The sequence below is a fragment of the Euzebyella marina genome (assembly GCF_014855515.1).
In the GTDB taxonomy this organism is placed as follows: Bacteria; Bacteroidota; Bacteroidia; order Flavobacteriales; family Flavobacteriaceae; genus Euzebyella; species Euzebyella marina.
Genome location: NZ_JACYFK010000001.1, coordinates 1,529,535 through 1,544,981 on the forward strand (window position 1 = coordinate 1,529,535; position 15,447 = coordinate 1,544,981).

The following is a 15,447-nucleotide window of genomic DNA, read 5'->3' on the forward strand; positions in this document are numbered from 1 at the left end:
TTGCTAAGTACAATTTAACCTAATAGTAAATATGGATTTTCAATTAAAAAATAAAAAAGCACTCATCACCGGATCAACAAAAGGAATAGGTAAAGCCATTGCCGAGACCTTGTTGAAAGAAGGAGCTGAGGTCATCATAAATGGTAGAAGCAAGGCTTCTGTAGAGAATGCTGTAAAAGAGCTTGAAAATAAAGTGACCGATGCCCAAATAACCGGTGTTGCTTGTGATTTTTCAAAATCGGAGGAAATTGAACATTTAATTAAAGAGGTTGGTGAGGTTGATATTCTCATCAATAATGTCGGCATTTTTGAGCCAAAAGAGTTTTTGGATATTACAGATGATGACTGGCATAGATTCTATGAAGTAAATGTTATGAGCGGAGTGCGAATGTCACGTGCATTTATGCCGCAGATGCTAAAGAATGACTGGGGGCGAATTATATTTATTTCTAGTGAAAGCGGAATCAATATTCCTGTTGAGATGGTGCATTACGGAATGACAAAGACCGCTCAATTGGCTATTTCTAGAGGTATGGCCGAAACCACCAAAGGCACTGGGGTTACAGTGAATGCGGTTTTACCAGGCCCTACTTTATCGGAAGGTGTAAAGGAATTTGCCGGAATCGGTGAAGAGCAATCAAAAGAAGAGGTCGAAAAAGAGTTCTTCAAGACCGAAAGGCCTTCTTCCCTTATCCAAAGATTTGCTAGTCCGCAAGAGGTGGCCAATATGGTAGCCTATATAGCCAGCCCTCTTTCTTCGGCTACGAACGGGGCCGCGATAAAAGTTGATGGCGGCGTGGTTAAAACAGCTTTTTAATCTGGTAACCAATGGAAGGCAAAAAGTTTGATGTATTTGTAATCGGTAGCGGTGTAGCAGGGCAAACGGTTGCCCTTAAGTGCGCCAAGGCAGGCATGCGCGTAGCCATTGCCGATAATAGAGAGTTTGGCGGTACTTGTGCCAATCGTGGTTGTGACCCAAAGAAGGTTTTGTTGGCTGCTACCGAAGCCCTTGATATGGCCCAACGATTGAAGGGCAAAGGTATTGAAGGCAACTTGAAGATAAGTTGGAAAAAACTTCAAAAATTCAAGGGTAGTTTTACCGATTCTATTCCCGCAAGAACCGAGGAAAAACTTAGGGAAGCGGGCATCAAACTCTATCATCAATCGCCCAGTTTTGAAGGTAATCAATCGCTTTTAGTGGAGGGAAAAAAGATAAAGGCCGAGAAGATAGTGGTTGCTACGGGGTACGAGCCAAGAAAATTGAGTGTAAAGGGAAGTAAGTTTTTGAAGACTAGTGATGATTTTTTAAATCTGAAAAAGCTTCCTAAAAAAATAGTTTTTGTAGGAGCTGGGTATATCGGGATGGAGTTTGCTCATATGGCCTGTAGAGCGGGATCAGATGTTACTGTTATCGACTCTGGTAAAAGGCCTTTAAAGTCTTTCGACCCTGACCTAGTTTCTGAACTGACATCGTTTTCAAAGAAAATGGGAATCGAATTCGTTTTCGGTGGCAAAATAGAATCTATAAAAAAAGGCAGGAAGAAGTTCAAGCTGATTTATAAGAAAGGAGGCCACTCAAAGGAGTTAAAAGCCGATGCCGTTTTCAATACTGCAGGTAGAGTCCCTGCTATTTCCGCTCTTGATTTGGCAAAAGGTAATGTCTCCTTTAATGAAAACGGTATCGAAACCAATAGCTATTTGCAAAGCAAATCGAATGAGTTTGTTTATGCTTGCGGTGACGTTTCCGACAACGGACTCCCCTTGACCCCCTTATCAGGTAGGGAAGGGTATATTGTGGCCGAAAACATTTTGAAAAATAACCAGAAAAAGGTAGGCATTCCTGTTATTCCATCGGTTGTTTTCACCTTGCCCCATCTAGCTTCGGTGGGCTACTCTGAAGAAGAGGCAAAGAGCCGTTATAAAAATGTTGTGGTCAAGACCAATGATGCTACTAAGTGGTTCAACGCCAAAAGAGTAAATGCATCGATATATGCCTATAAAGTTATTTTGAACGAAAGAACAGAGGAAATTGTCGGGGCTCATCTTCTAGGTCCACAGGCTGCGGAAACTATCAATATTATGACGATGGCCATTAACCAAAAAATGAAGGCAGATGAATTACAAGCTACATTGTTTACCTACCCATCTTGGACGAACGACCTTAAAAGCATGGTCTAAGAGTTCGGTAATCCTTGGTTTACGATGTGCTTTTACCTTTTTGTCTTTGTTGCCACTTTTTAAAGGGGTTGGTATCTCTGTTTTGATAACCGTGTATTAAAGTTGTAACGACTAAAATTATAGCGGAGGTTAAAGCAACATTGGCAATAGTAGGGTATTCCATTCGGTGACGCATATAGATGGCAAAGAATGCCCAGATACCCACAGCGGCAAACTCCCTCATATTTCTTCTCCAAATCATTAGCAGGTTCACGCATAAGGCCACAGCTATCATAATGATGGTCCAATTTTCTTCTGTTACCATAAAGCCTTGCCAGTCTAGCTTGGTTAGATATGCAGACACATTTGCAATACTGGCCACTGCAATCCACCCACTATACAGGCATATAGGCCACCAGACAAACGCTATTATTTCAATAGGAGCATCCCAATTCTCCATATTGGTGTTCAAAACAATTTTTATCAAAGAGTAAAGAAGTACAAACATGATAAGTACCGATAGGCCGGTCAGGTCAAAAACAAAAGCCAGAACCCATAGAGCATTTAGAATGTTGGCTGTAGTGAACCAGTACCCTGTACTTACTATGAAATCTTTGCTTTTCTTATCGTTGAAAGCTCTTTTAATCTGAAAAAAGCAATAGCCCAAAAGACTCAAAAAGATGATGCCCCAAATGGAAAAAGCATAATCGGCGGGAGTAAAGAGATTATCATATTTCTTACTGATTTCACCAATGGTGGTATGGTTGAACAGCTTAATTTGTGACAGGTAGTTGATGACAATTACCAAGAGCACAGAGAATAAATTAATGATTGAAAGTCTTTTGGCCATATTTGGGGTGAATGGGCCAAAAGTAGATGGTATTGTTGAAGATAAAGAGCGGCATCAACGTAAAATCTAACCTAAATACAATTTAGGACACCTAAATTTATACTTTTATAACTTCTTCTCCGGCAATAACATACACTTCATCTTTATCGCTAGGTTTCAGGGTGTAGCTGCCTGTGAATTCGCCAAAGGCAGGTAGGATCATTTGGTCTTCGGTTTTAAAAAAGCAGGGCAGTTTTAATCGTTGCCTGCCTGCACCTTGCAACCGAACCGCCGGATGAATGTGGCCACATAGGTTGTAATAACCATTACGAGTCTCTGGGTGGTGGGTCAGAAGAAAATTCTCTGTCGTCAGTTCTTCAAACTGCTCAACCCCCAAACTTTCAAATTTTTCTGGGGCAATTATGTCGTGATTGCCTGTAATCAATGTGATTTTTGAAGGTGTGCGAGCCATCCAGTTTTCGAACAATACCCATTCTTTGTTTAAAGATGAATGAAAAAGATCACCCAAAAAACAGATTTCAAAAGGTTGGTAATAACTGACCAGTCGGTCTAATAGCAAATAGTTTTTATGAACGGCGTGTCTGGGTAAGGCAGCACCAAATTTTCGAAAATGGGTCACTTTTCCTAAATGAACGTCACTGATCAATAAACAAGACTTCTCTTTCCAAAAGACAGCCCCAGAGGCGTGTAATTGAAAATTTTGATCTTTTAATTTTAGGGGATAAGACATACGAACCAATGCTCCTGAAAAACCGTTCAAAAATACGTCTATTTCATTAAAATTTTGGTCATGCGTTTGATACGGTCGGCTAGCTTTTCGTTACTGAGTTTTTCCCTGAGACGATCGGTGATTATAGGAAAAGAGAAAGGAGTAGCCTTTTCGCAATCTTTCCACACGATTTGTTGTTTGCCGATTCGCTCCAAGGCCATTCGTAAACGACCTTCTTCTAATTGATGTTCAAAAGTTTCGGTGAAAGCTTGCTGAAAAAGTAGGTTGTTTGGTTCGTAATCGCGAAAAACATCGAAAAGTAACTGGGAACTGCTTTGAAGGTGCTTCATTTTGACACCTTTTTCAGGGTAACCGGTAAAGACCATTCCGCTAATAACGGCTATGTCCCTAAATTTTCGCCGGGCCATTTCATTGCTGTTCAAACTTCTTTGTAAGTCGGCCAGCATATATTCCGGCGTGAAGAGGTTATTGTCGATTACCGCTTGTATGTCAATGGGTTTGTCACTAAGCATTTCAAAACCATAGTCATTAAAGGCCAAAGAGCAGGTAATGGGGCTTAAAAGACTTACCCTGTACGACAATAGACTGCTCATGGCCTCGTGCACCGCCCGCCCCTCAAATGGATAAAAAATGTGATGATAGCCATCACGGGTCTTGAATGTCTCTATCAGAAATTCGGAAGGGGATGGTACGATACTTTCTTCACGTTGCTTGTCAAATATATGCTTTAACGACTTTAGTTCAGGTCCGCTTAACTGATGGGCTGCTGCTTTGTAAAGTTCTTGGCGCAATAGTTCTGACATTTGTGCAGAGAAGCTTAGTCGGCCGCCCATCCAACTAGGAACTTTGTTCGTTCTTTTGGTAGAATTACGAACATGCGCTTGCATGCCTTTGATTCGAATGAACTCAAGATTTCGGCCGGCAAAAGTAAAGACATCCCCTTGGGTCAATTTTGAAATAAAATATTCTTCAATCGAACCTATATACCCTCCTTTTTGATAACGAACGCTTATGGTGGCATCACCAACAATAGTGCCTATCTGAAACCGATGCCGCATGGCAACGCCCCGATTGTTCACTTTGAATTTTCCGTCAGCTTCTATTTCTACCTTTTTATATTCGTCATAACTGCTCAGGCTTTGACTGCCCAATACCAAAAAATTAAGCAGCCATTGCCATTGTTCTTCGGTAATACCTTGGTAACAAAAGGTCTGTTGAATTTCAGGAAAGATTTCACCCGGGTAAAATCCGTCTGAAACCGCCAGAGTAGTAAGATATTGCAATAAAACGTCATAGCTATTGAGGTAGGGCAGCCGATCCTCGACTGCATTTTCCTTTACGACGACCTGCAATGCCGATGCCTCGATGAGCTCCATAGCGTGGGTCGGTAAAAAATGAATGACACTCTCCTTGCCTGGGCGGTGACCACTTCGGCCGGCACGCTGAAGAAAACGGGCCACCCCTTTTGGCCCACCAATTTGTATCACGGTTTCCACCGGTGCAAAATCTACCCCAAGATCTAAACTTGAGGTACACACCACAGCTTTTAAGCTCTCATTGCGTATGGCTTGCTCGACCCATAATCGGGTCTCTTTATTGATGCTGCCGTGGTGCATGGCCATTTCACCGGCATATTCCGGATGTTTCTCAAGAATTTTTTGAAACCATATCTCACATTGGCTGCGGGTATTGGTAAATAGAAGGGTCGTTTTGCTATTGTTGATTATCGGTACTACCTCCTCTAAGAGGTGCAGACCTAAATGCCCTCGCCATGGAAAGGTTTCCATGGTTTTGGGGATGATACTCTTGACCGTAATCTTCTTTTTGAGGTTGGCCCTGACCATGACCGAATTTTGTAATTGCTCGCTGTTCGGGCCTAATAGCACTCGGCGGGCCTGTTCTAAATTTCCAATGGTCGCCGAAATGCCCCAGATCCGTAAATCTTTACAAATAGTTTTAAGGCGACTGAGGCCCAGTTCCATCTGAATGCCCCTTTTAGTGCCCAAAAGTTCATGCCATTCATCGACGACAATAGCTGAACAGTCTTTAAAAATTGAGGCATAACCTTTTGAAGACAATAGAAGTTGTAGGCTTTCCGGGGTGGTGATTAAAAGGTCTGGCATAGCCTTCTTTTGACTGGCCCGTTCTTTGGTCGACGTATCGCCCGTTCGTATGCCGACCGTCATTTGGGTACCCAGGTCTACGGTGATACGTTCGGCAGATTGTCTGATTTCTTGCGATAGGGCCCGAAGTGGGGTTATCCATATAGCTTTGAGGCCTTTTTTGTGTTTTGTGCGGTATTCAGGATTCTTTTTGATGTAATTCAATACAATCGGAAACCATAGGGCATAGGTTTTACCACTTCCAGTAGGTGCGTTGAGCAGACCATGTTTTCCCGCCAAAAAAGCCTTCCACGATTCTTTCTGAAAGGCAAAAGGTTGCCAATTTTGCTCATGGAACCAATCGGTCGCTATGCTGAAAAGTTCTTTTTGGTTCATTTTCTTATTCCGTCTCTACAGTATGCGGAATCAATGCTTTTAAATCTTCCAATGAATTTGCTTCATGTATCTTCTTGTCTTTTCGCCATCTCAATATTCTGGGAAAACGGGTCGCAACTCCACTTTTATGCCTTTTAGATTCGGCGATACCTTCAAAGGCAATTTCAAAAACATGATGCGGTGTAACACTGCGTACGGGGCCGAAGCGCTCAAGTGTGTTCTTTTTGATCCATGCATCAACCTTTCTGAACTCGGCGTCGGTCAAACCTGAATAGGCCTTGGCAAAGGTTACCAATTCTTTTTCTCCTTCCTCGTTTTCGTTCCAAAGGGCAAAGGTATAATCGGTAAATAGATTACTTCGCCTTCCGTGACCGCGCATGGCGTAGGTAAGAACGGCATCGATTGTTAAGGGGTCAACCTTCCATTTCCACCAGTCTCCCTTTTTTCTTCCGACCAGATAAGGAGAATCTTTTCGTTTGAACATTAACCCCTCACTGCGCTTTTCGCGCGACAGTTCTCTCTCTTCCGCTACCTCTTGCCAAGAGGTGAACTCCATTTTCTCAGAGAGAAAAAGAGGTATGCCATCTTGCCCGGCAACCATCTTTTCTAAAAGATTTCTTCTCTTACTATATGGTCTAGTACGAATATCTTCCCCTTGCCATTCCAAAAGGTCGTATGCTTTTAAAATTACAGGGGTCTTTTTGAGCAGTGCTTTTGAAACATTCTTTCTTCCAATCCTAGTCTGTAAATCGTTAAAAGTGCCAATTTCTTTATTTGGGTAGGGGAGAATTTCACCATCTATTACAGTTCCATTGGGCAATCTACCTATAAAAACTTCGAATTCCGGATACTTGTCCGTAACCAATTCTTCTCCACGGCTCCATGTGAAAAGTTCGTTGTTGCGAACTATTATTTGCGCTCGAATGCCATCCCATTTATGTTCGAAAGACCATTCGGTAACATCGCCCAAAGATTCGGGCTCGTTCTCAAGGGCGTATGCCAAGTAGAAAGGGTATGGTTTTGAAAGGTAATCGCTCTTTTTTTCTTCCAAAATCAAATCTTGAAAATCAATGGTATTGGGGTCCCAGTTGCCCATCAGTTTGTAGGCTAGAATGTCTTCATCGATACCCGTTGCTTTTGCCAAGGCCCGAGTCATTAATTTTTGGCTGACCCCTATTCGAAAACCACCGGTAATTAATTTTGTGAAAACGAATCGACCATAGTAATCAAGTTGTTTCCAATTTCGGTACAAATAGGCTTTTTTGTCTTCATCACTTTGGGCTTTTAGCCAAATCATTTCTTGCAAGAATGCCGAAAGCGATTTATCCGTTGAACTCTCATCGGAAGGTACTACTAAGGCAATGGTTTCGGCCAAGTCGCCAACAATATGGTAGCTTTCTTCGAACAGCCATAATGGAATATGCGCCAGCTCAGAAGCCCATTCTCTAAGCAGGGTCGTATTGACAGGTCTTGGGGGTCTTCTATGCGAGAGAATGGCAATGGTCCAAACCTTATCTTGGTCTGGGGCATTGGTAAAGTATTCTGCCAAAGCCGCTACTTTTACATTGGTCTTATTAGTGCCATCTAAGGTTTTTATGAGTTGAGAGAACTTTTTCATACAGATTCAGAAATTTCAGTTTCTACATTCAGCTCTGCATTTTCACCTTCGAATTGGGTCGCTTCCGTACGGGCATCATAGCCTAAATCTCGTAGGTAGCGCGAAAAAATATCGGTATAGCCATGGGTGCATATAACTTTTTCGGCTCCGATTTCCTTTATGGCTTCTAAAAGACTCGGCCAATCACAATGATCGCTGAGCACGAAGCCCTTGTCAATGGCGCGTCGTCTACGGGCACCTCGAAAGGCCATCCAACCACTAGCAGACGCGGTGACGAAGGGCACCATTCGGCGGATCCAAGTACTACCATGTGCGGATGGCGGTGCAATGACCATATGTCCCTTAATATCTTCTTTTTTGGTGTCTCGTGTAATTCGCTCGGTAGCCGGAAAATCAATCATAGGCCTCAAAACATCGGTCATGTTTTCAATAGCACCATGGGTATAAATTTTTCCGATATTGGGGTCTAAATGCTTTAATAGGCGTTGCGCTTTTCCTAAAGAATACCCGAAGAGTACTGAAGTTTGTCCGTTAGACTTGTTTTGAGCCCACCATTCGTTGATGTCTTTAAATACTTCTTTTTGAGGGCGCCATAGAAAAGCCGGTAGACCAAATGTACATTCGGTAATGAACGTATGGCACTTAATACTCTCATAGGGGGTTGCCACCCCGTCGTTTTCCAATTTGTAATCTCCGGTGAACACCCAAATCTCACCTTTATGTTCAACCCTAACTTGGGAAGAACCGATAATATGACCGGCGGGGTACAATGTGAACTTTACACCGTTTACTGTAAATGTCTCGCCCCATTCTTTGCCTGCTACCTCTATATCGCCCAAACGATGTTTGATAATCGGCACATTGGTCGGATGGGTTATGTATTGTTTATGCCCCCATCTACTGTGGTCTGCATGGCCATGGGTAATGATAGCTTTGTCAACCGGTTTCCAAGGGTCAAGATATACCTTGGCCGCATGGCAATAGATACCTTTTTCGGTGAATTCTAGTAATGGCTTTTTCATGGGCATTAGAAAGTTAAGCATATTAGCGGTATGCTTAACAGATGTAAAAATTCATTAAAGTGTTTTATTTGATGATAAATATCAAAGCCTCTATAGATTTGGTGCTTTATCAGCTATTAAAACCCTAATTAAACTGTTAGGTTAGGGCTAAAATAATCGGGATTGGTAGGAATAATGACCTCTAAAAAAATTATATTTGCTGCCACAAATTAGAATTTTATGGCAATTGCAGACCTTTATATCAGCGGAGAACACAGACGTAATTTGGCCCATTTTGCGGCGCTTGCCACTTTGGCAGCGGTCGATGGTGAGATCAGTTCAGAAGAGAAAACAATGCTCGATAAGTTTGCCAATAGATTGGATATTACCGAGGCTGAGTATAAAGAAGTAATGAAGAAAGAGAACAAGTATCCGATTGTTCCTCCACACGATAGTCAAGGTCGTTTAGAAAGACTTTACGATTTGTTCAGACTTGTTTTTTCTGACCATCTTATTGATCAAGAAGAAATGGTTTTGTTGAAGAAATATGCAATCGGACTCGGTTTTTCAGGGAGTCAGGCAGATAAAATTATCGAGCGCTCAACTGCTATTTTCAGTGGTAAAATTGACTTCGACGACTATCTGTACCTTTTAAAGCACTAAACTTCCGTTTTCTAAAAGATTTGTTGGCCAGTTGGTTTTACCACGAGGTATCTCAATGATATTTGGTCAAAAACTCCTGCAGCTTCAATACCATATTACGGCTACCGCAGAAAAACGGAATGCGTTGGTGCAATTCTTTAGGTTGTACATCTAAAATGCGGGTTTTCCCGCCAATTGCTAGTCCGTTGGCCTGTTCGGCTAAAAATGCCATTGGGTTGCACTCATATAAAAGGCGAAGTTTTCCTTCTTCGGTAACACTGCTTTTTGGGTACATGTAGATGCCTCCCTTAATCATGTTCCTATGAAAATCGGAAACTAGCGATCCTATGTACCGCGAAGTGTATGGGCGGTCGCCTTCCTCTTCTTGGCAATATTTAATATAGTCTTTTACTCCTTGATGAAAATGAATGTAGTTACCCTCGTTCACCGAATAAATACGGCCATCTTCAGGAAATTTCATGTTCGGATGCGATAGATAAAACGTTCCGATAGCAGGGTTGAGGGTAAAACCGTTAACTCCGTCCCCAGTGGTGTATACCAGCATGGTAGAAGTACCGTAAACCACATAGCCGGCGGCCACTTGATTTTTGCCAGGTTGCAAGAAATCTTCTAAAGTTACAGGGGTGCCAACTGGGGTAATCCTACGATAAATGGAGAAGATGGTACCTACCGATACGTTCACATCAATGTTAGATGATCCGTCTAATGGATCGATGAGAACTACATATTTATTCTGATGCTGATTGTCGTTACTATTGATGGAGATGAAATCGTCTTCCTCTTCAGAAGCAATGCCACAAACAATTTCGCGATTGGTCAAAGTTTGAATAAACTTTTCATTGGCCAGTACATCTAATTTCTGTTGGTCTTCCCCTTGAATATTGGTTTCACCGGCCGCACCTAAAATATCTACAAGACCGGCTTTGTTTACCTCATGGTTTACTACTTTTGCCGCCAATCTAATGGCATTTATAAGTTTAGAGAGTTCGCCAGAAGAATATTTGAATGAGTTTTGGTTTTCGATGATGTATTCTCCGAGGGTGCGGTTTTTAGTAGACATGTAGTAAAGACTGTTGGTTCACCCACAAATATCGGGTATTTTGTGAAAGAACCCTATTTTCATTTTACATTACTTTTTTAAATATATAACTTTGTGTTTTATTTGTAACAATATGGATTTTACTATTAGGGAGGCTACGGTAGCCGATATGACTGAAGTTAGAAGATTGATACAAGAATTAGCCATTTTCGAAAAAGAGGAAGATGCCGTTGAGGTAACTGTTGAAGACTTGGTAGCCGATGGGTTTGGTGAGCGGCCTCTATTTCAATGTTTTGTGGGTGAAAGTCACGGCGAAATTGTCGGCATGGCCCTTGTGTACAACCGTTATTCGACTTGGAAAGGCCCTGTAGTGCATCTTGAAGATTTGATTGTTACCAAAAAAATGAGAGGTAGTGGACTTGGTAGTGCGCTTTTGTCGCAAGTGGTTCAATACTCCAATGATTTAGGAGTTAAAAGAATCAGTTGGGAAGTTCTAGATTGGAACGAACCGGCCATAAAATTTTATGAAAGTAAGGGCGCGAAAGTGTTACGTGATTGGGATGTAGTTCAGATGGATGAGAAAGGTATCAAAACCTTTTTAGAGCAAGTTAAAAATTAAAAGGTCTTTCAGAGACCATTGAAAATATAGCTTTTTATGCGAGTATTCAAGTTCGGCGGGGCGTCGGTGAAAGACGCGGCTGGAGTTAAAAATGTAGTAAAGGTGCTTCAAGAGACAGGGCATGAGAACACCTTATTGGTCGTATCGGCCATGGGTAAGACCACCAATGCGATGGAAGCCATTGTCAATGCCTATTTTAATGATAAGGAAGCTTTGGCCGGTAATGTTCAAGAGAGTATTGATTACCATGAGACCATTCTTCAAGATTTATTTTCCAACCCGAAACACGTCATTTTCGTAAGGGTAAAAGAGCTTTTCGATGAAGTGAAAGGTTTTTTGGCATGGAATAAATCACCTAAATATAACTTTGTATATGACCAAGTAGTCGGTTACGGTGAATTGATTTCTACCACGATTCTTAGTCATTATTTCAATGAAATCGGCCTTACATGTAATTGGCTTGATGTAAGGGATTATATTAAGACCGATGACAGTTATCGTGACGTATCGGTTAATTGGGAAAAAACACAGGAAAGGGTTAAGAGTATAGATCGATCTAAGTTGCACATTACACAAGGGTTCTTGGGTAGTGATGACAATAACTTTACCACCACCTTGGGTAGAGAAGGGTCTGATTACACCGCGGCCATTTTGGCCTACTGCCTTAATGCCGATTCGGTAACTATTTGGAAAGATGTACCTGGTGTTTTAAATGCCGACCCAAGGTACTTTAACGAGGCGCAACTGTTGAATAAAATCTCATACAGAGAAGCTATTGAGCTTGCTTTTTACGGAGCTTCGGTTATTCACCCGAAAACATTGCAGCCTTTGCAACAAAAAGAGATTCCGCTTCACGTAAAATCGTTCGTGAACCCCAAAGACCCCGGAACTACTGTGGGCAAAGGCATCGGTATTGAACCGGAAGTGCCCTGCTTTATCGTTAAAAAGAATCAGGTGTTAATGAAACTATCTTCATTAGACTTTTCTTTCATTGTTGAAGATAGCATCAGTGAACTTTTCAAACTGCTACATGACCATAAAATGAAGGTAGATCTTATACAGAATTCCGCCATTAGTTTTTCGGTCTGTGTCGACAACCGATTCGGCCGTTTAGACGAGTTGCTTAATTTGTTGAAAAGCAGGTTTAAGGTTGTTCATCATGAAGGTGTATCGCTTTATACCATTCGACATTTCAATGAAAAGGCTATCGAGTCACTTCAGAACGGACACGAAATTTTGTTGGAGCAGCGTAGCAAAGAAACTGTGCAGTTGGTAGTCAAATAATCTTACGCCGATTGTTTCATATTTGTTAAAACTGGGAAGCACCTCTGCTGTTTTTTCTATATTAGGGCTCTGCAAATAAATTAATTTATGGGATTAGTAACCGCAAAAGAGGTGGCATCAGCCACTAATCTTGATAGGTTCGGTTTTTTTGGAACTTTCGTAGCATGGATTTTTTTGAAGGTTTCAAAAATTTCGAATATGAATAAGCGGTACGATAAAATGAGCCATTTAAATGGCAAAGATTTTTTAGACGCGGTTCTTGAAAACTATGAAATAGATTACGAGGTTCCAGAAGATGATCTCAAACGTTTACCCAAAGCAGGTCCGTTTATTACGATTAGCAATCACCCGCTTGGCGGAATCGACGGCATCGTATTGTTGAAGATAATGCTGAAATATAGGCCAGATTACAAGGTGATGGCCAATTTTCTTTTACAACGGTTCAAGCCCCTCGCACATTACATTTTTCCCGTTAACCCCTTTGAAGACCGAAAAGAGGTGAAAAGCAGTATGTCAGGTTTTAAAAATGCGCTTTTGCATGTGAAGGCGGGTTACCCATTAGGAATTTTTCCTGCCGGAGAAGTCTCTACTAAAAAAGAAGCGGGTATCGTGGTTGATAGAGATTGGGAGGAAGCTGCCATCAAATTAATCAAAAGAGCCGAGGTGCCTGTCGTTCCTGTTTACTTTCATGCCAGAAATAGCAAAATGTTTTATCGCTTGGCCAAGATCAGTGGCCTTTTTCGAACGGCCAAACTGCCTTCTGAGGTGTACTCGCAATGGAAAAGGCCAATAAAGGTCAGAATTGGCCAACCAATTTCGGTGGCCACGCAAAAGGAGCAGGAAACACTGGAAGAATATACTGCTCTGCTTAGAAGAAAAACCTACATTCTGGCAAATGCCTATGAAAAAGAGCGGTTGATCGATCAATTACCATCGCTTAAATTACCCAAACAACCCCGAAAAATAGCTCAACCCATACGTTCAGAATTGATACAGGCCGAGATAGAAAAATTGGTCGACAATGATCGACGGTTATTGCAGAGCAAGAATTACGAGGTATTCTTGGCACCGGCTAAAGAAATGCCTTTTTCACTACAAGAAATAGGGCGTCAGCGTGAGGTTACCTTTAGAGAAATAGGCGAGGGCACGAATAACTCCATCGATATTGATCAATTCGATGCTTATTACCACCATATGTTCTTATGGGATAATGAGGCCAAGGTGATAGCGGGAGCGTATCGAATGGGGTTAGGCTCCCAAATTTTTTCAAAATACGGAATCGACGGATTTTATCTTCAAGATTTGTTTCGGTTTGAACCGGAGCTATTCGGTATGATGAGCCATTCCATAGAAATGGGTAGGGCTTATATTATGAAAGAATATCAGCAAAAGCCAATGCCACTTTTTCTTTTATGGAAAGGAATCGTTCATACCACACTCCGCCACCCAGAGCACAAATACCTTATCGGGGGCGTAAGTATCAGTAATCAGTTCTCTAACTTTTCTAAGTCTTTAATGATCGAATTCATGAAAAGTAACTATTGGGACCCATACGTAGCGCAGTATGTGAGACCTAAAAAGGAGTTCAAGGTAAAATTAAAGGATGCCGATAAAGAGTTTGTTTTTGATGAGACCCAAGCCGACCTTATCAAGTTTGATCGGTTGATTGATGAGGTAGAGCCAGGTAATCTAAGATTACCGGTATTAATCAAGAAATATATCAAACAAAATGCAAAAGTGGTTGCCTTTAATGTTGATCCATTATTCAATAATGCCGTTGATGGCTTAATGTATATCAAAATCGAAGATTTGCCTGAGAGTACTGTAAAGCCCGTAATGGAAGAATTTCAGGCCGAATTAGAAAGAAAAATGACAGAAGCCCAGCAACAGGAGGCCGGGGCTTAGTTTTTAGTCATTACCGACCATTCTGCTTCGGCGTTCGTAGAGTAGATTGTCTTTCCACACACCTTCTCTTTTACCGATACGTTCCCTTTTACCGATAAAGCGAAATCCCATTTTCTCGTGCAATCGCACACTGCCTTCATTCTCCGGAAAAATACCGGATTGAATGGTCCAAAGACCATTGGCCTCACTTTCTTTGATCAATTCGGACATCAATGCAGACCCCACACCTTTTCCCCTGGCATTCTTAGATATGTACACGCTCACTTCGCCTACGCCTCCGTAGACGCATCTACTCGATACGTGCGATAAGGCCGCCCAACCTAGAATGGTCTCATCTTCTTCGGCTACAAGCCTGCAGAATTTCGTGTGGGCATTATCCCAAGAGCTATAGTCGGGCACCTGTGTTTCAAAAGTAGCTATACCGGTGGCCAACCCTTCTTCATAGATTTTCGCCACTGACGGCCAATCATTTTCAAGCATATTTCTGATGGTCATAAGGAATAAGCTTTAAGGTTTACTCAGTTTAAAAAAAAGGAGATTGAATAAAAGTCTTTAAAACCAAGGCTTTTTACCTACTTGATATGTATTGTAGAAATCTTCATCTGATTTGGTCAGATAAATAATTCCTTCTACTACACCTACGACCCATACGGCGAGAGCCAAGAAATATCCGATTATAAAACAAGCGGTCACCCACCCGATGACACTGCCAGCGAGCATAATGATTCCTTCTTTTTGATAACCAAGTATGAACTTGTGAACACCTGCCCAGCCGAGAAACAATGCCAGTAAGCCAGCCAATAATTTTTTATTCTCGCCATCGGCCCCTGCAAATGCCTGTTTGGCACCCTCGGTAAATTCATTGGCCGTTTTCTTGGCATCGTTGGCAAAATCGCTCGCCGCTTTTTTGGTGTCTTCAGCAAAGTCTTTACTTTTTTCCTTGGCTTTTTCGGCAAAATCTTCAGCGGCCTCTTTTGCTTCCTCAAATTTATCATGGGCTTTATCACCTAGGTTTTCGCCCTCTTTACTATTTTTCTCAAAGGCTTCTGAGGCTTCACTTCTCAAGTCGCCTTCGCCTTGGTT

Annotated in this window: 14 protein-coding genes; 6 read left to right on the top strand and 8 right to left on the bottom strand. The window is 41.8% G+C overall.

Annotated features, from left to right (window positions below; genetic code table 11):
• Positions 1–31 precede the first annotated feature (31 nt).
• Together IL356_RS06235 and IL356_RS06240 are read left to right on the top strand one after the other, a co-directional pair.
• A complete protein-coding gene (locus tag IL356_RS06235) occupies positions 32–817 on the top strand; it encodes an SDR family NAD(P)-dependent oxidoreductase (protein WP_121850293.1) in 786 nt (261 codons plus the stop codon).
• Between the two features lie 11 nt (positions 818–828).
• Positions 829–2,178: a dihydrolipoyl dehydrogenase family protein gene (locus tag IL356_RS06240; protein ID WP_121850292.1), complete on the top strand. Its 1,350-nt coding sequence runs from the start codon at positions 829–831 to the stop codon at positions 2,176–2,178.
• Between the two features lie 19 nt (positions 2,179–2,197).
• Here IL356_RS06240 and IL356_RS06245 read toward each other — a convergent pair whose 3' ends face one another.
• The 5 genes from IL356_RS06245 to IL356_RS06265 form a co-directional block, all read right to left on the bottom strand.
• A complete protein-coding gene (locus IL356_RS06245) occupies positions 2,198–3,007 on the bottom strand; it encodes a tryptophan-rich sensory protein (RefSeq protein WP_121850291.1) in 810 nt (269 codons plus the stop codon).
• 97 nt (positions 3,008–3,104) lie between these two features.
• Positions 3,105–3,767, bottom strand: a complete 663-nt coding sequence (pdeM, locus tag IL356_RS06250) for a ligase-associated DNA damage response endonuclease PdeM (protein ID WP_317125483.1) — start codon at positions 3,765–3,767, stop codon at positions 3,105–3,107.
• Between the two features lie 8 nt (positions 3,768–3,775).
• The gene (locus IL356_RS06255; protein ID WP_121850289.1) at positions 3,776–6,235 is read right to left on the bottom strand and encodes a ligase-associated DNA damage response DEXH box helicase; all 2,460 of its coding nucleotides are present in this window, start codon (positions 6,233–6,235) and stop codon (positions 3,776–3,778) included.
• A 4-nt stretch (positions 6,236–6,239) separates the two neighbouring features.
• Complete coding sequence (locus IL356_RS06260) at positions 6,240–7,853, bottom strand: ATP-dependent DNA ligase (protein WP_121850288.1); 1,614 nt, start codon at positions 7,851–7,853, stop codon at positions 6,240–6,242.
• On the bottom strand, positions 7,850–8,875 hold the full coding sequence (locus tag IL356_RS06265) for a ligase-associated DNA damage response exonuclease (RefSeq protein WP_121850803.1): 1,026 nt from the start codon (positions 8,873–8,875) through the stop codon (positions 7,850–7,852). The genes IL356_RS06260 and IL356_RS06265 overlap by 4 nt, the downstream gene beginning before the upstream one ends.
• A gap of 219 nt (positions 8,876–9,094) precedes the next feature.
• Between IL356_RS06265 and IL356_RS06270 the strand changes: the two genes are divergently transcribed.
• The gene (locus IL356_RS06270) at positions 9,095–9,517 is read left to right on the top strand and encodes a tellurite resistance TerB family protein (protein ID WP_121850287.1); all 423 of its coding nucleotides are present in this window, start codon (positions 9,095–9,097) and stop codon (positions 9,515–9,517) included.
• 52 nt (positions 9,518–9,569) lie between these two features.
• Here IL356_RS06270 and fbp read toward each other — a convergent pair whose 3' ends face one another.
• Positions 9,570–10,577, bottom strand: coding sequence for a class 1 fructose-bisphosphatase (gene fbp, locus IL356_RS06275; protein ID WP_121850286.1), 1,008 nt, complete (start codon positions 10,575–10,577; stop codon positions 9,570–9,572).
• Positions 10,578–10,689: 112 nt separating this feature from the next.
• Here fbp and IL356_RS06280 point away from each other — a divergent pair, with 112 nt between their 5' ends.
• The 3 genes from IL356_RS06280 (at position 10,690) to IL356_RS06290 (ending at position 14,364) form a co-directional block, all read left to right on the top strand.
• Entirely contained in the window at positions 10,690–11,175 is a 486-nt protein-coding gene (locus tag IL356_RS06280) for a GNAT family N-acetyltransferase (protein ID WP_121850285.1), read from the top strand.
• A 36-nt stretch (positions 11,176–11,211) separates the two neighbouring features.
• Entirely contained in the window at positions 11,212–12,459 is a 1,248-nt protein-coding gene (locus tag IL356_RS06285) for an aspartate kinase (protein WP_121850284.1), read from the top strand.
• Positions 12,460–12,546: 87 nt separating this feature from the next.
• The gene (locus IL356_RS06290) at positions 12,547–14,364 is read left to right on the top strand and encodes a GNAT family N-acyltransferase (RefSeq protein ID WP_121850283.1); all 1,818 of its coding nucleotides are present in this window, start codon (positions 12,547–12,549) and stop codon (positions 14,362–14,364) included.
• A gap of 3 nt (positions 14,365–14,367) precedes the next feature.
• Here the strand turns inward: IL356_RS06290 and IL356_RS06295 are convergent, their stop codons facing one another.
• Positions 14,368–14,859 carry a GNAT family N-acetyltransferase gene (locus tag IL356_RS06295; protein ID WP_121850282.1) on the bottom strand — a complete coding sequence of 164 codons (492 nt, stop codon included), beginning with the start codon at positions 14,857–14,859 and terminating at the stop codon, positions 14,368–14,370.
• 57 nt (positions 14,860–14,916) lie between these two features.
• Entirely contained in the window at positions 14,917–15,429 is a 513-nt protein-coding gene (locus tag IL356_RS06300; RefSeq protein ID WP_225621454.1) for an NINE protein, read from the bottom strand.
• Between the last annotated feature and the right edge of the window lie 18 nt (positions 15,430–15,447).

Bases quoted from the DNA above. Each gene is read 5' to 3' on its own strand.
- IL356_RS06270 (WP_121850287.1), top strand. From the start codon at position 9,095: ATGGCAATTGCAGACCTTTATATCAGCGGAGAACACAGACGTAATTTG.
- IL356_RS06285 (WP_121850284.1), top strand. From the start codon at position 11,212: ATGCGAGTATTCAAGTTCGGCGGGGCGTCGGTGAAAGACGCGGCTGGA.
- IL356_RS06235 (WP_121850293.1), top strand. From the start codon at position 32: ATGGATTTTCAATTAAAAAATAAAAAAGCACTCATCACCGGATCAACA.
- IL356_RS06290 (WP_121850283.1), top strand. From the start codon at position 12,547: ATGGGATTAGTAACCGCAAAAGAGGTGGCATCAGCCACTAATCTTGAT.
- IL356_RS06240 (WP_121850292.1), top strand. From the start codon at position 829: ATGGAAGGCAAAAAGTTTGATGTATTTGTAATCGGTAGCGGTGTAGCA.
- IL356_RS06265 (WP_121850803.1), bottom strand. From the start codon at position 8,875: ATGAAAAAGCCATTACTAGAATTCACCGAAAAAGGTATCTATTGCCAT.
- fbp (WP_121850286.1), bottom strand. From the start codon at position 10,577: ATGTCTACTAAAAACCGCACCCTCGGAGAATACATCATCGAAAACCAA.
- IL356_RS06255 (WP_121850289.1), bottom strand. From the start codon at position 6,235: ATGAACCAAAAAGAACTTTTCAGCATAGCGACCGATTGGTTCCATGAG.
- IL356_RS06260 (WP_121850288.1), bottom strand. From the start codon at position 7,853: ATGAAAAAGTTCTCTCAACTCATAAAAACCTTAGATGGCACTAATAAG.
- IL356_RS06245 (WP_121850291.1), bottom strand. From the start codon at position 3,007: ATGGCCAAAAGACTTTCAATCATTAATTTATTCTCTGTGCTCTTGGTA.
- IL356_RS06280 (WP_121850285.1), top strand. From the start codon at position 10,690: ATGGATTTTACTATTAGGGAGGCTACGGTAGCCGATATGACTGAAGTT.
- IL356_RS06295 (WP_121850282.1), bottom strand. From the start codon at position 14,859: ATGACCATCAGAAATATGCTTGAAAATGATTGGCCGTCAGTGGCGAAA.